The sequence below is a fragment of the Enterococcus sp. B2E4 genome (genome assembly GCF_030499455.1).
Taxonomy (GTDB): Bacteria; Bacillota; Bacilli; order Lactobacillales; family Enterococcaceae; genus Enterococcus_D; species Enterococcus_D casseliflavus.
Genome location: NZ_JAUKPK010000006.1, coordinates 93,305 through 108,258, shown reverse-complemented (window position 1 = coordinate 108,258; position 14,954 = coordinate 93,305). Strand labels below are relative to the sequence as shown.

At 42.9% G+C, this 14,954-nt stretch carries 17 protein-coding genes; 5 read left to right on the top strand and 12 right to left on the bottom strand.

The annotated features are described in order from the left end of the window. Window positions 1-58: 58 nt before the first annotated feature. The 4 genes from Q1X33_RS07080 (at window position 59) to Q1X33_RS07065 (ending at window position 2,951) form a co-directional block, all read left to right on the top strand. Window positions 59-952 (top strand): MurR/RpiR family transcriptional regulator, encoded by an 894-nt coding sequence (locus Q1X33_RS07080; RefSeq protein WP_005226059.1) that lies wholly within the window; start codon window positions 59-61, stop codon window positions 950-952. Beyond that, complete coding sequence (locus Q1X33_RS07075) at window positions 949-1,914, top strand: Gfo/Idh/MocA family protein (RefSeq protein WP_005226058.1); 966 nt, start codon at window positions 949-951, stop codon at window positions 1,912-1,914. Before Q1X33_RS07080 ends, Q1X33_RS07075 begins: the two co-directional genes overlap by 4 nt. A 158-nt stretch (window positions 1,915-2,072) precedes the next feature. Continuing rightward, a complete protein-coding gene (locus Q1X33_RS07070) occupies window positions 2,073-2,297 on the top strand; it encodes a hypothetical protein (RefSeq protein ID WP_005226057.1) in 225 nt (74 codons plus the stop codon). Between the two features lie 177 nt (window positions 2,298-2,474). After that, a complete protein-coding gene (locus tag Q1X33_RS07065; RefSeq protein ID WP_005226056.1) occupies window positions 2,475-2,951 on the top strand; it encodes a GNAT family N-acetyltransferase in 477 nt (158 codons plus the stop codon). A gap of 71 nt (window positions 2,952-3,022) precedes the next feature. Here the strand turns inward: Q1X33_RS07065 and Q1X33_RS07060 are convergent, their stop codons facing one another. The 8 genes from Q1X33_RS07060 to Q1X33_RS07025 all read right to left on the bottom strand — a co-directional run bounded on the left by Q1X33_RS07060 (window position 3,023) and on the right by Q1X33_RS07025 (window position 11,378). Next, complete coding sequence (locus tag Q1X33_RS07060) at window positions 3,023-4,066, bottom strand: AI-2E family transporter (RefSeq protein ID WP_005226055.1); 1,044 nt, start codon at window positions 4,064-4,066, stop codon at window positions 3,023-3,025. Window positions 4,067-4,238: 172 nt separating this feature from the next. Then, entirely contained in the window at window positions 4,239-5,096 is an 858-nt protein-coding gene (locus Q1X33_RS07055) for a triphosphoribosyl-dephospho-CoA synthase (protein ID WP_005231353.1), read from the bottom strand. Window positions 5,097-5,108: 12 nt separating this feature from the next. Further along, window positions 5,109-6,194, bottom strand: a complete 1,086-nt coding sequence (locus tag Q1X33_RS07050) for an acyltransferase family protein (RefSeq protein WP_034868576.1) — start codon at window positions 6,192-6,194, stop codon at window positions 5,109-5,111. A 23-nt stretch (window positions 6,195-6,217) separates the two neighbouring features. Next, window positions 6,218-6,811: a malonate decarboxylase holo-ACP synthase gene (locus tag Q1X33_RS07045; protein ID WP_005231351.1), complete on the bottom strand. Its 594-nt coding sequence runs from the start codon at window positions 6,809-6,811 to the stop codon at window positions 6,218-6,220. Window positions 6,812-6,814: 3 nt separating this feature from the next. Beyond that, a complete protein-coding gene (mdcD, locus tag Q1X33_RS07040; RefSeq protein ID WP_005226051.1) occupies window positions 6,815-8,497 on the bottom strand; it encodes a biotin-independent malonate decarboxylase subunit beta in 1,683 nt (560 codons plus the stop codon). Next, window positions 8,487-8,786 carry a malonate decarboxylase subunit delta gene (locus tag Q1X33_RS07035; RefSeq protein WP_005226050.1) on the bottom strand — a complete coding sequence of 100 codons (300 nt, stop codon included), beginning with the start codon at window positions 8,784-8,786 and terminating at the stop codon, window positions 8,487-8,489. The genes mdcD and Q1X33_RS07035 overlap by 11 nt, the downstream gene beginning before the upstream one ends. 25 nt (window positions 8,787-8,811) lie before the next feature. Beyond that, entirely contained in the window at window positions 8,812-10,458 is a 1,647-nt protein-coding gene (gene mdcA / locus Q1X33_RS07030; RefSeq protein WP_034868574.1) for a malonate decarboxylase subunit alpha, read from the bottom strand. Between the two features lie 5 nt (window positions 10,459-10,463). Further along, complete coding sequence (locus tag Q1X33_RS07025) at window positions 10,464-11,378, bottom strand: ACP S-malonyltransferase (protein ID WP_301969603.1); 915 nt, start codon at window positions 11,376-11,378, stop codon at window positions 10,464-10,466. A 117-nt stretch (window positions 11,379-11,495) separates the two neighbouring features. On the opposite strand from Q1X33_RS07025, the gene Q1X33_RS07020 reads away from it, so the two are divergent. Then, the gene (locus tag Q1X33_RS07020; RefSeq protein ID WP_081117161.1) at window positions 11,496-12,350 is read left to right on the top strand and encodes a LysR family transcriptional regulator; all 855 of its coding nucleotides are present in this window, start codon (window positions 11,496-11,498) and stop codon (window positions 12,348-12,350) included. A gap of 222 nt (window positions 12,351-12,572) precedes the next feature. Here Q1X33_RS07020 and Q1X33_RS07015 read toward each other — a convergent pair whose 3' ends face one another. The 4 genes from Q1X33_RS07015 to Q1X33_RS07000 form a co-directional block, all read right to left on the bottom strand. Further along, the gene (locus Q1X33_RS07015) at window positions 12,573-12,992 is read right to left on the bottom strand and encodes a cupin domain-containing protein (protein ID WP_005226046.1); all 420 of its coding nucleotides are present in this window, start codon (window positions 12,990-12,992) and stop codon (window positions 12,573-12,575) included. Then, window positions 12,993-13,337 (bottom strand): carboxymuconolactone decarboxylase family protein, encoded by a 345-nt coding sequence (locus tag Q1X33_RS07010; protein WP_005226045.1) that lies wholly within the window; start codon window positions 13,335-13,337, stop codon window positions 12,993-12,995. Further along, on the bottom strand, window positions 13,306-13,872 hold the full coding sequence (locus Q1X33_RS07005) for a flavodoxin (protein ID WP_005226044.1): 567 nt from the start codon (window positions 13,870-13,872) through the stop codon (window positions 13,306-13,308). Before Q1X33_RS07005 ends, Q1X33_RS07010 begins: the two co-directional genes overlap by 32 nt. 166 nt (window positions 13,873-14,038) lie before the next feature. Continuing rightward, window positions 14,039-14,920 (bottom strand): LysR family transcriptional regulator, encoded by an 882-nt coding sequence (locus Q1X33_RS07000; RefSeq protein WP_005226043.1) that lies wholly within the window; start codon window positions 14,918-14,920, stop codon window positions 14,039-14,041. Window positions 14,921-14,954 lie beyond the last annotated feature (34 nt).

The window sequence follows — 14,954 nt, the reverse complement described above, 5'->3', positions numbered from 1 at the left end:
TACAGTTTTTGCTTTTGGTTTTCTTTGTCCTAGGCTATGATTAGAAAGAGGTGGTTTGATGTTATTAGGAGATAAATTACGGCTTCAAGAAGGATTGACCAATACGGAGAAACGGATTGCCGATTATATTTTGCAAAATATCAATGATGTGCCTTCGTTGACGATTGAAGTCATCGCTAAGCATACATACACATCCCACTCTTCCGTCATTCGTCTAGCCAAAAAGATGGGGTATGAAGGATTTAAAAGTTTTCGCTTAGGTCTGGCTGAAATTGCCCATAATCAGATGTTCAACCCAACCTTTGTTGACGCGAATTTTCCCTTTTCGTCTAAGGATCAAACACCTGACATTTTGAAAAAAATGGCCGATCTAACGATCAACTCGATCCACAAAACCCATGCTCAGGTCGCTCCAGAAATGATGGAAGCAGTGGTGCAATCGTTGGAAGCTGCGCAACGGATTTTCTTATTTGCTCGCGGCGATTCTCAGATCCGGGCAAGAAGTTTTCAAAATAAGTTGGTCAAAATCAATAAGTATCTGATCGTTGCTGATGAATATGGGGATGATGCGTGGAATGCATCGAACGTCACGCAAAATGATTGTGCCGTGTTTATTACCTACCGTGGGAAAAATACGCAATACGAAAAAATCATGCAGCACTTTCGTGATGTCGGGGTACCAGTGATCGTGATTTCTGGCAACGCCCATGCGAAAATCATCCCATTAGCGACCCATGCGATCATCGCTTCTCATGATGAACGTGATTTTCTCAAAGTCGGCACCTTTTCTTCACAGGTCGCCTTTGAGTATATTTTAGATTCACTGTTTGCATTGCTGTATGCCAAAGAATACCAAAAAAATATTGTCGAGTTAAGAAAAAAACAAACTGTTTTGGAATCAGGGATTCTCTCAGAATACCCGTCAACTGAAGAAAAGAGGGAAATGAAATGATCAATTGGGGAATTATTGGTGCCGGAAATATCGCCAATCGCTTTGCTGCAAGTTTAGAAAATTTTCAAGACGCCCAGCTTTATGGGGTTGCTTGTCGTACGATGGAAAAAGCGCGAGCGTTTCAAGCAAAATTTCCGTGTGATGCCGTCTTTGATGACTACCAAAACCTATTAGATGATCCAACTATCGATGTCGTTTATATTGCTTTGCCACATTTGTATCACTATGAATGGATCATCAAAGCCTTTCAAGCGAAAAAAGCTGTTTTATGTGAAAAACCAGCAACCTTGACTGCACAAGAAATGCGCGATGTACAAAAACAAGCTCAAGCACACGAAGTCTTCTTTATGGAAGCCATGAAGCCACGCTTCACCCCAGCGTATCGCAAACTAAAAGAACTTGTGGATGGTGGTCATATCGGTGAGCTAACAAGTGTCACGACTACTTTTCGCCGCCATTTACCAGTCGAAGGCAGTTCTTACCATTATCTGCCAAAACAAGGGGGTGCTTTACTGGATATGGGGATCTATAACTTAGCCTTTATCCAAGATTTTTCACCAGAAAATTTAACTGCCGAAATGATCGATTACAGCCTGTATGAAACTGGGGTTGATACCTATGTTGAAGCACGCTTTGTCAGTGAAGACTTTGTTGCAGTGATTGAGACTGGATTTGACCAAACAAAAGAGACGGTGGCGGAGTTACAAGGAACAAAAGGGAAAATCACGATCCCCAACTTCCATCGCCCCGCTTCTTTTACCGTGACGATTGACCAAGAAGACACGGTCTATGATATTGGGTATGAGATCGATGATTTCCATTCGGAGATTCAAGCAGTTCATACCGCTCTTGCACAAGGACAACTCGAAAATCCCCTGATGTCCTTAACGGATAGTATTGCCTTTATCGCTTTAGCTGATGAACTAAGAAGCTTACTAGATGCGGAAAAAAAAGACAATTAAGATCATGCCCCATCGTTTTTGAATAGAACTGACCAGTGGTTGCCACTCGGTCAGTTTTTTTGTCAAAAATTGAGCGCTTTCTTTGACGCTATTGAAATGGTTATATTATATTTATTGAGTATATTTTTATACAAATAAAAAAAGAAAGGAAAACGCTTATGACTCCAGAAATTATAACGTATCTTATTTGTTTATTGACCTTCGCTTATCTAGCTGTGACGGTTTTTACTTTTGTAAAAAATCGTCGGACAGGTGACGGCTATCGCCTCCGTATTTTTTACGTGTTGGCAGCAGCACTCGTCTTTTTGCTTTCCGTTTATGCAATCGCTACCGGTCAAACCTATGACGACTTAGTGACATCGATAAATGATCTTTTTCAATAAAACAACGACGGCACGAACCCCAGCGGATCTCTTCGTTTGTGAACCTGTGGTTGAGGGAAGGATCAAAACAGAAACGAGCCAATGAAAGACTGCTAATCGATGGCTTTTCCATCAGGATCTGCTAAGCCGAATCAATGTCTTTCAATAAATGATGTCTGATTTTTTATGGAGGTGTGCATGCTCATTCAGCTTAAAGAAGCGAAGCTTTCCGATCTGCTTTCAATCTACTTGATACAAAAAGCGGCCTTCAAATCCCTCTTTCTCCGGTATCAAGACAAAGAAACTTCTCCCTATTTACAAAGTTTCGAGAAGCTAAACGCAAAGTTTTCTGCGTCGAATACCACTTATTATTTAATCATGACCGCTCAGAAAACCGTGGGCTTTATAAAACTGACGGTTGAGCAGGAACATACGACGAAGCTATCTTCCATCGCCCTTCTTCCCTCCTACGAGAACCGCGGGATTGGTAGACAAGCAATGATCTTGATTGAAAGGAACGTACAAACAGATACGATTCGTTTGAATACGATCCTGCAAGAACCTAAGCTGGTTCACTTTTATCACTCGTTAGGGTATTCAGCAACAGGGATGTTTCAAAGCCCCTCTTCAGCAATCTGCTTTGTCTCCTTTACGAAAAAAATTGCTGCGAAATAAAAAAGCCATCTCGCCTTTCATCGGCAGAGATGGTTTTTTCTATCAATTGCCATCCTTTATAGCAATCATTTTTATTGGTCCTGCAAGGTGTCATCGGATTTTTTACGCAATCGCGGAATCTCTTTCACATTCATTAAATCTAAAAAGAAAGTGAACAATGGGATCCCGATGATCAAGCCCCACAAGCCAAAGAGATGTTCGCTAAGATACAGGAGAATAAACGTGTAAAACATCGGGATCTCTGTTTTATTAGCCATCAAGCGCGGATTTAAGATATAGGATTCCAACGCATGAACAAACACTATGATCAATAGAATGTAGATCACGTCATTAAATCCGCCGATAGAATAGGCAATAAACGTCAATGGAATACACGAGATGATCACACCAGCAACAGGAATCAAGCTGAGAAAGAAAATCATCAACGCCAAACTCAACAGCTGCGGAAAGCCCATCACCGCTAAGGCGAAAACAGTGATCGCTGTATTGACTAAGGCGATCACCAACTGCGTCTCGATCACATTTCCGAAAGCCCGCGTAAACTTAGCTCCTAAATAGTAAACATCTTCAAAGAACCACGCCCCTCGCCCTTGCAAAAACAGCCGAGAAAACGCAACGGTCTTTTTGTTATCGATCATAAAGAAGAAGCTAAGCAGAAAGGAGATCAGCACAGTCAACGCCAACTCACCGAAATTATACAGATAATTGATCACGACTAGAACGCCGCTTTGTAATTTCTGGATGTATTCGCTGGTCTGCAATAAATTCAAGACATATTCGATCAATTCATTATTGGAGTCTGTCCGTTGGTAGAAATCAGCAACGGAATTGACTAATTGGACGGATTGTTTGATGATGATGGGTACATAATTTGTTGCTACTAAATAAAGAATAAAAACAATCAAGCTGTAGGTCAGGATGCTCGTAAGCTTGATGGGCAGATGGCTTTTTCGATGGAGCAAAAGAACCAGCCGATAAATCAGATACGTAAAGATAAAGGTCAGCAAAAGAATGGTCATCAGACTGCGAAACAAAAAAAGAATGCCCGCAAGCATAAACAGGACCGTCCAGCGCCGCAACACAAGATTTTGAAGAAAAGCATTATAGTATTTCATCTGTAACTCCTTTATTCGTTGCAATGGAGCAACGAAGCATTTCAGTAGTGCCTAAGAATTATCTAATCATTAAACTATGCAAATAGCAAGAGATTTTATTTTTCTTAGTCGAGCGAAAAAATGAAACAAAAAATCCTTAGAAGAATCGTTGCCTTTCTTCTAAGGAAAAGAGTTATTGGTAAACGGTCTTTCCTTCGTTTACGGGTAAAACCGAGTTGATGGACAATAAAAAGAAGCTGGCAGCCAACAGATCAGCACTGCCGCCTGGAGACACATTTTCTGACTGGCAGAAGGCTGCTAGTGCATGAAATGCTGGGTTCGGCAACGCTTGCTGATTGGCTTTTTGTGCGAGTTGCTGAACCAGTGCCAGTACCTCTTGATTGCTGCGGTATAAAATACACGTATCGTCCAGCGTAGCGATGATCGCCAACAGCATGTGGAGCCTTTTTTTGGTCTCATTGGAACAATCCCGAGAAAAATAATCTGCTAGAGCGATTTGAACATGAGGGAACCCAGCAGCAGCTTCCCCATACGCACCGAGATGTCCATATTTGGCTTGAACAGTTTTGCCATGACTTTCTGTTTGTTGAATCAGCGCACGATCAGGAAATGCAGTGAGAAGCTGGATGTCAGAAAAGACTTCTGGTAAAAAAATCCGTTGTTTGCGACTAAGTTGGCTACTGACGGCGCTGATGAGCAAGCCTAGTGCCCAGATGGCCCCTTTATGAGTGTTGATGCCACCAGTGGCTGCCAACATCGCCTGTTCTGCCTTCCGACCGATTGCAGCGATTGCTTCCCGCAACTCTTGAGACATGCTGCTTCCCCAAGACACCAAGGCCATTTCTTCAAAGTATGGCGTCAATGCTCGAGCTGATCGTAGAAAGAGTGCTTGATCCATATCGTGATGGGCACCTGAATCAATGGCATCCACTAACCCAGGTTTTGGGGACAATGTCACTTCTGCAATCAAGGCTTCTTCTACCAATTGGGCGAGTCGTCGACAATTTTCTTCTACAGCTAATGCAAACATCCAACTCCTCCTCTAGTTTTTGATTTGACCTTTGATCGTTACCCATAAAACATGCAAAACATAGCTTGTTAAAAAACCACAGCTGGCAGTTGCCAAATAAGCGACGATGATCATGATGCCCATTGGCAGTTGCAGCAACAAATCTTTGAAGCATAGCAACAAGACTTGAAAGACAAAAACATTGGCAAGATAGGTTCGATACGCATAAGTAGACAGCCACTTAAACGTCCCTAACTGTGGGGCATTGTTTTTGATCATGGTTGATCCAAACATAAAGACTGCAAAAATCAATACTAAGCTATATAAGCTTTGCAATGTATTTAAATACGGTGCATGAGCGAAACTTAGATCACCTGCATAATGTAGCAGATGATTGGCAGATAATAACCCTAATGCTAAGCCCACTGGCAAGAAAGCGTAGCGAATCTTGTATAGGAAGCGATAAACGGTTTCGTGATAAATCAAAGCGGCTTCGCCATAGATCCCGTAGATCACAAAGCTAAAGACAAACCGATCCAATAAATACCAGCTTTCATGATGCGGTCCTTCAAAAACTTGGCGATCATAAAATACATACCAAACGACATACAAAGCAGTTGCGACGATCAATACTGGCCAAACAGCTTTTTTCTTCGTCAACACTTTGTAGCCTAACCAGACAAAAAACGGCATCAACAATTGGATCTGCAGCATCATGATCGTATACCATAAGTGTGGCGCCGCATCCCCCGTCACATATTTCAGTAAAAACGTTGCTGTGTCAGTATAAGGTTTTCCTTGTTGGACAGCGGGAAACAGCCATAAATAAGCCGTCGTCCAAAGCACATATGGCACGACAAGTTCAAAAAACTTTTCTTTCAAAAATTCTAGATAAGACAGATGTTGACTAGTCTTAACCATGTTATAAACAATAGCAAAAATAAACAGGGGTGCGGTAAATTTCACCAAGACATAAAAGGTACCGATGAATGCTGCAGTCTTTTCATCTTGGGTATTGGATAAGGCAAAAGTCAAAATCGTTTGCATCATTACTGCTGTCACGGCAAATACTTTTTGGAAATCACTGATGTTGATTTTTAAATCGTTGTTCTCAAACATGTTTTCGCTCACTTTTCTAATAATTACCAAATCTCAGTGGTGAGTTTTGGCCCTTCGTCTGTTTTTACTAAGATTTTTTTTGATGGATGTTCCAAATACTCCTTTAAGGCAAACCCGCCTTGTTTTGTGATAACTTGAACATCGATCTGTTGAAAAAAGGCTGCCTGCTTTTCCAATAGTTCCAGTGGCAGCTTTTCTTTCGTGTCGGCATAAAGCAACAGATCTAAATCACTGGTCGGCTTGATTGCTGCCTGTTTTGCAGCCAATTCAAAACCCAAGCTGCCACCGATTCCCCAAGAATAGTGCTTCAATAAAAGCCGTGCTTGTTGATAGTTGCGGTAAACTGGATAATTGGCTACTTCATTGAATCGAAAGCTCTCACGAGTGATCAATTCCCAAGGATGGATCGTTCGTTTGATCATGTTGCAGGGTGCCTCAAAGGCAAACCGTTCTTGCCGCTTTTCCCCGCGCAACCCCACTGGTAAATAGCTGGGGTTACGGGGTTTCCCACGACGGACGGTCGCAAAAAGCTGTTCTTTTTCAGAAAACCATTTGGGAATATCAATCATATCAAGAACTTCTTTATCTAATTGAACGATATCGTGGGCACGGTTCATTCGTTACTCATTCCATTCTGCATTCATTTTTTCAAATACGTTATTCGTTTCCAGCCGGCCGCTCTTTTTAGCGATCGGATTGGTGTAGCGACTGGTCAACATCGTGTCATTCGTTTTACGCACATCATCAATCGCCTCATTGATCGCTTCAATTACAGTCGCTTTGCTTTCAGAGGTGACAGACTGATCCGTAATGGAGGATAAGAAAGTGAAGATTGCCCCAAGTTTCGTATAATTTTTGATATCATAAGCAATACTTGGTACTTTTTCCGCCGCGGCTTCAATCGCTGCAATCGACCGTTTGGTGACTCGACTTGCACTTTCTTTTGACATTGCTTGAACAGTGATCTTTTCACTATTTAATGCGATCAGACGACTTGATTGCAAGCCATGCGCTAAGAAAGCCCCAGAGATCGCATTACCAGCGATAAAACCGATCACTGGATGACCCGCTTGGCGTAGTTTGGCATAAGCTGCCGCACTATTTGCTAAAGCTGCATGAATACCAATCAATTCTTCATTGTAGCCATACGCTTGGCTAGGGACATCGATGACCGCAACGATTGGCCGTTTGATTGCTTTATCTTTGTCTTCGTGATAAACAGTTTCTAACAGATGGCCCATCTCGTACCCTTCGACTAAACCAACTTCTCCATTGCGTACCCGATACATCGGATTATTTGCGTTTGGCACGATCGCTGTAACAACGACTTCTTCAGTAAAAAGGTCAGATGCAGCTGCATAGACTGTTGCACTAGTTGAGGTTGGGAACTGCAGATTCGTCAATGCTGAAAACCAATGATAACCGATACTGTCAGCAGCAGCTTCTTGGCCTTCTGTTACAGTAATAGGTGCCACTTCAGTTGCTTTATGCGTTGCAAGAGCCTTATTGTATGCCTCGATAGTCAGCGGCTTTGATAGATCAAGTTCGTTTAAAAGAGAAAGATAAAAACCACTTTTTTCGCTGCGATGACTGTCTTTCTTTTCAACCATCGCCGCAATCACAGCTTCTTGGATCGATTCGACACTGTCAGTCACTAGTTCATCGATCATTTGTGCTTCCAAACGTTGTTTGGCGCCAATGGTATTCCAAATCAAATCTTTATCACTGGAATCAAATTCTCTCACGCCAGCTTCTTGTTCGATGACTTCAGGACCGTTCAAACCGATACGGGCTTTCTTCGTCGCTATCAAGTAGCTCATAAGTGCTGAGGTAATGGACATACCGCCAAAAGAACCCACCCGACCTGGCACTAAGCCAATCACTGGCACATACGATTTTATTGCAACGATCAAATTGCCGATTTCTGCGATCGACAATAAGCCGTAATTGGCTTCTTGGAGGCGTACGCCACCAGTATCGAGGATGATGATCGGTGTGATCGGATTGCCCTTTTGGTTTTCTTCCAACACATGCGTCAATGCAGCGATGATTTTAGCACCAGAAACTTCACCGATCCCGCCACCTTGGAATTTTCCTTCCATAGCGATCACGACCACGTTTTCTCCAGAAATCGTTCCACGGCAAACAACGATCCCATCATCGCTTTGTGGCACGATGTCTTGAGCCACCAGATTGGGTGCGATCATTTGGTCGAATGGATCGATCAATTCACGACCGCTCTTGGCATCCAATAAGGCGTGCACCCGTTCTCGGGCATTTAATTCTACAAAACTATTCTTCATCTGCTAGTTCCTCCATTGCTTGGGTTAATCGTAGGTAAACCACACCGGGAGTGGCGCCAAAGTCGTTGATCACTATTTGCGCACTGATTGGATAGCGCTCAAAAAAACGCGTCAAGACATTTTGCCACACATCGCCAAAGCCGTCACTTCCTGTACAAACTGAAACGGTGGTTTCTTGTTTGTCTGTTGGAAAAAGCAAAATTTCCAAGTCACCAGAACCAACCACGCCAACATGGACTTTTTTGGTGACTGGTTTCGTTGTTTGATACGTATAAGCTAATTTTTCCATCTCTTCTTCTCTCCTCTTGCTCTTATTAAGACCACGTTCTGAATTTCATTGGCGGTTCGTACAACCCATCGGACCATTCGATCAAATCATCAACGGTTTGAGCTGCTAGCAATGATCGTTTGGCATCACTGCGTTTGATCCCTAAGTCTTCTGGTAATTTCACGATCCCCGCTTTGCGCAAGGCATCCAGAGAAGCTTTTGTGCTGGTCATTCCTAGTGGGGTTACACCACCGATGGCTGCGATGGCTGCTTGTTTTTCCTCTTTTGAATTTGCTTTATAAAGATAAGCGATGCCTTCTTCTGTCACGATATGCGTCGTATCTTCGCTATAGATCATAATTGGGGCATTGGCTAAACCAGCTTGCTTTTGGACAGCCAACGCATCTAACGTTTCTACAAAAACAGGTTTTTTATTGGACCCATACGTTTCAACCATTTGAACGACTAATTTTTGTCCTTTTGCTAAAGGATCTGTTTCATCCCGTAAGGATTGCCAAGCTGGAGTCGAATGCCGACGGCCCCCCGGATTATGCCCCATATTTGGTGCACCACCAAACCCAGATAAGCGGCCTTTCGTCACTGTAGAAGAATTTCCTTGATAATCTAGTTGTAAGGTCGAACCGATAAACATATCGATGGCATATTGACCTGCAGTTTGTGATAATGCTCGATTGCTGCGCATCGTGCCGTCTTTTCCGACAAAGAACACATCGGGTCGAGCGGCAATATATTTTTCCATACCAACTTCCCCACCAAAACTGTGGATGCTTTCGACCCAACCAGATTCGATAGCTGGAATCATCGTTGGATGAGGATTCAAGACCCAGTTTTTCGCTACTTTTCCTTTGATTCCAAGCGTTTCTCCATAGGTTGGTAAAAGTAACTCGATCGCAGCGGTGTTAAAACCGATCCCATGATTCAACGATTGTACTTCATGTTCTGCATAGATTCCTTTTAATGCCATCATCGCCATCAAAATTTGTAATTCCGTAATGTTTTGCGGATCTCTCGTAAAGAGGGCTTCTAATTGATACGGTTGGTCTGCTACCACGACGACATCGATCCAATCGCTGGGAATGTCGACCCGCGGCAAACGATCGACCACTTCATTAACTTGGACGATCACAATCCCATCTTTAAAGGCTGCTGCTTCGACGATCGTTGGCGTTTCTTCCGTATTGTAACCTGTATAAAGATTTCCTTGACGATCGGATTTGTCCGCCGCCACAAGGACCACATTCGGAATCAAGTCGATAAATAAGCGCCCATATAATTCCAAATACGTATGAATGTCCCCTAATTTCATAGTTTTGTCTTCAATCATTTGGGCAACGCGCGTACTTTGTGCGCCTGCATAAGAAAAATCGATTTTCGCTGCAATGCCTTTTTCAAATATCGTCAAATGTTCTGGACGGGAGATACTCGACATGATCATATGCAAATTATTGACTTTTTGAGCATCGACTTGTTCTAAGCTTTTTGATAGGAAGCTTGCTTGTTTTTGATTGTCGCCTTCAAGGACCACTTTGTCTCCCGGACGGATCAACTGTTCTAAGACTTCAATGATCGCTTCCGTTGGGACATATTTTCCATCGAGAAGATGCTCGATTTTTTTCATGGTTTGGGCCTTCTTTTCACGTTTACTTGCCCAGTTTCTTGCAGGTTTTTCCATTCTATTCATCTCCATTTTTGATATAGGAATAAAGCATCATCCAAGCCATGTTGATCCAAATTGATCACACGGATCGCATTGTTTTCACCAAATTTTACTTGGATCAGTTTTGTTAGGGTATTGCCAGGAGGAAATTCAAGAGCCAAATCAAGTCCTGCTTCGTAGGCAACATCCATGATCTTGTTCCACTGCACCGGATAAGCAATATTTTGCAGCAAATCACGGCGGATCTCTTCAGGGTTCATGGTCATCCGACCATCCGTATTTTTGAGGTAGGGACAGATAGGCACATCAAGGAATACCGTGTTCATAAATGGCGCAAACCGTTTCACGGGTTCTGCCATCAACACACAATGGGACGGGACAGGCACTGCTAAAAGTTTGGCGGTTTGCGCATGATAATCTTTCGCTTGAGCTAGCGTCTTGCGCAAGCCTTTGATATGACCAGAGATCGTATGCTGCATGGGGCAATTTTCATTTGATAAATAGACGGGAGCAGCAGGATCAAATGTTTTTGCCACGAGCGCTTCTGCTTCACTTCTCGTTACACCAACCAGTACCCCCATGGCATAATCAGTCGGATAGGCTTCTTTCATCAATGTCGCCCGATGATAGACCAAGCTAGCGGCATTTTCGAAACTCAAGCTTTCACAAGCTAACGCAGCGGAAAAAGCGCCAATCGAATGCCCCGCCACAAGCTGAGGTTGCACACCAGATGCTTTCATCTGGTCCGTGTAAAAAGCCGCTTTTACTAAAAGCGCCAACTGAATAGAGACGGTATCTTGTTTGAGATCCCCCGATACAGGGTGTAAATCAAAGCCTGTCGCCTGTTCTAGCCGATGGAAATAACTGGCAGGCACGTCCTCAAGCATCTTGCTGGTCTGACTGCCTTGTCCTGGGTATAAGAAACCTGTACTCATGAAACACCTCCTAAACAATTTCTCTTTCCTGTGTCATAATAACGGAAGTTTGTTATAATAAAAAATACCAGTTTCGTGAATATCCATAACCAAAAGGTATGGAAAGAGGAGTATCTGATGAACCTTGATCATTTACGCTACTTTAAAAAAGTAGCCGAATCGAAAAATATTACCCAATCTGCACAAGAATTATACATCTCACAACCTGCCTTGAGCCGTGCCATGAAACACCTAGAAAGTGAACTAGGCGTTCCTTTGTTCTATCATGCCGGTCGGCATATCGAGTTGACGATGTATGCTGAAGAATTTTATCCCTATGTCGTTGAGACGTTAGCACGTTTCGACGAAGGAATAAGTGCGATCCAAGCCTTAAATGGAGAAATGGTCCCTGCAGTGACGATTTACTCTGAAGTCGCTTCTGTTTCCTTGCCCAACTTGGTGGCGACATTCGTTGAAAAGCACCCTGAGATCCAACTTTCGATCAAGCAGCACGGCAGTAAGGAGACCAACAAAGAACAAGCCTTCTACATTACCTCTGAGCCAAAGAACGGCTTGACCAATCTGCCAATATTCACGGAACCCATCTTACTGGCGATCCCCAAAAAGCATCCCTTGGCAGAAAAAAAAGACTTGCAAGTTGCCGATATCCAACACGTGCCTTTGCTGATGCTGGTTGAAAACAGCCCGCTGCGTAGAACCATCGACGAAGCTTTTGAAGCAAAAAAAATCAGTTTGGCTATCGGTTCAACGACGGACGATCCGGCGACGTTGCGCTCCCTTATCAATCAAGGACTAGGAATCACGTTCTTTCCTAAAATTACTTGGGGCTATGAAGATGAGGCACCTTTCGTTTTACGTGAACTAGCAGATTTCCCCTTATCAAGGACGATCTATTTAGCATCAAGCTTTACTAAAGGTCATCCCATGACAAAACTAATTGCAAAAACGTTGATTGAATTTTATCTTGGCTAAACAAAAAGAAGCGTCCATTCGCACGTTAGCTGTGCAAGTGGACGCTTCTTTTTTCTCTCCTATTTACAAAGGTTGAATCATCGGCTCGACCGTACATTCATTCACATTGATCACATTGATCACTTCGATCTCTTTTGACTCGCCACACTATTGGCTGCCCCAGTCAGGTGAGATCCCATAAGATTTGTTACACGCCTTCCAGTACGGCTGCCTTATCATCGCTTATGCATCGAGCAATTGATCGTATTCTTCATCACTGACTGCTTCTAACCATTCTGAAGCACCAGCAGTAATCGCTACATGGGCAAACCAACTATTTTTTGCTGCACCATGCCAATGTTTGACCCCTTCCTTGATGACTACGACATCACCAACAGTAAGTTTTTGCGGTTTCTTTCCTGCTTCTTGGTACCAGCCTTCTCCTGAAGTCACCAACAACAATTGATACCCACCATCAATATGCCGATGCCAATTGTTGCGGCAACCTGGTTCAAAAGTCACATTGCCAACGTTGACTGGAATCGCTGGATCAGCTACTAAAGGATTCAAGTAACTCTGACCGCTAAAATATTGTGCATAGGCGTCATTTGTGTTCCCTAATGAAAAGATTCCAGCTTCTTTTGCTGCATCGAGTTCTGACATTTATTTTTCCTCCAATTCAGCTAGCTCTTCTTGATAAACCGTTTTGGCGATGTTAAAAGCAGACCAAGCCTTGGGCCAGCCAACATAGAAAGCCAGATGAGTGATTACTTCTGCAATTTCCTCTACAGTGATCCCGTTTTCCTTGCCAATCGTCAGATGGGCAGTCAATTGTTCAAAATTGCCACCCGAAATCAAGGCAGATATCGTTAATAAACTTCTTGTATGAGGAGCCAATTCTTCCTCACGTGACCAAACTTCACCAAATAACACATCATCATTTAATTGCGCAAATTTCGGCGCAAATGTCCCTAGATTATCTCTTCCTGCAGTTTGTTTCTTTACCATATCGATCGACTCCTTCTTCTATTGTGATAAAATGCTGGCTCACCCAATTTTGAATGGCAGTATCCGCCTTATTCACTCGTGAACCACGGATGGCTAATCCAGGATAAATGAGGGCTTCAGGACAAGTTTTTTTAAAGTCTTCTAGGCTATTGCCGAATCCTGAGCCTTCATGAGTACAAAAGGGAAAAATAATCTTCCCATCGAAATGATGGTCTTTTAAAAAACTCGCCACGATCATCGGATAGGTCCCCCACCAGTTGGGAAATCCAACAAATAGTATCCGTTCTTTAAAAAACGCAGACGGTACTGTTTGATAGCGGGGAAAATCATTAGCAGCTTTTTCTTTTTTTGCATGTTCGACCATCGCCCGATAACTTTCAGGATAAGGTTCCACAGGGTCAAGAGTATAAAGGGGGCATTGCAGCTGCTCTGACAGCTTCTCTGCTAGAATCTGCGTATTTCCTATGCCCAGTTTTTTGAGCTGTCCCTCAATCAGATTTTCACCAGCTCGTGAACAAACAAGTATTGCCGCCATTGTGTCACCTCCTACTCTTTGTTTCCTGATAGATTTAATGGTAAGCCAATCGAGTTGGATTGGCTAATGCTTTTTCACACAAGACCTTATGCTTACAAAGCATAGCTGGTTTCGATATACAAAAAAGAAGCGGATATCACCGCTTCTTTTGATGTTTACACTGAGATTATTGAAAGGAATCGCGAAATCGTCGAATAAACTCGATAACGACTGGAGACAGTACACGATTCTTTTTCCAAACCAATACACAGCTGGTCTCGATTTGTGGTACTAAAGGCAGAAACTTGATTGCCTCATTCCTTCGCTGACCAACAGCGCCACTAACAGTCAGTGCCGAACCAACATGGTTTTCTACTAAGGAAAAGACATTGAATATTAAATTGTAGGTACCCACGATCGGCAACTCTTCCACTGGTGTCTTCGACCATTGGCTGAACATTTGCTGTACTTCTGGACGCTTGGAGATCAATAAAGGCACACCTTTGATGTCTTCGGGTGTAATTTCTTCTTTATGCGCAAGAAAAGAATCAGCCGAAGTCAAAAAGCCCCATGTTTCTTTTCGTGGAAGAACGATTTTTTCATACTTCTCGATTTCAATCGGTTCGATCAAGATCGCTAGATCCAACAAGCCTTTCTCTAGACGATCGCTGATATCATCTCCGGTACCACTATGAATATGAAAGCGAACATCCGGATAATCATTGATAAATTCTTCCAACATCAAGGAAAGCGTATCGGAATTATCTGCTTCCACACAACCAATCGTGAAGTGACCGCTAAATAAATGTTTTTTACGATCTTCAAACGCTTGCATTGTCTGGTCTGTCAAACTCAAAATCTCTTCCGCACGGCTTTTAAAAAAACGCCCCGCTTCCGTTAAAACCATTTTACGATTATCACGAGTGAATAGTGCCGTCCCTAACTCGTCTTCTAATTCTTTTAATTGTCGACTCAATGTCGGTTGTGTGATGTGGAGCACTTCTGCAGCTTGAGAAATCGTCCCTTCCTCCGCAATCGTGTAGAAATATTTTAATAACCGAATTTCCACAAAATCTCCTCCTCATTTTTTTCTTTTGCATTCA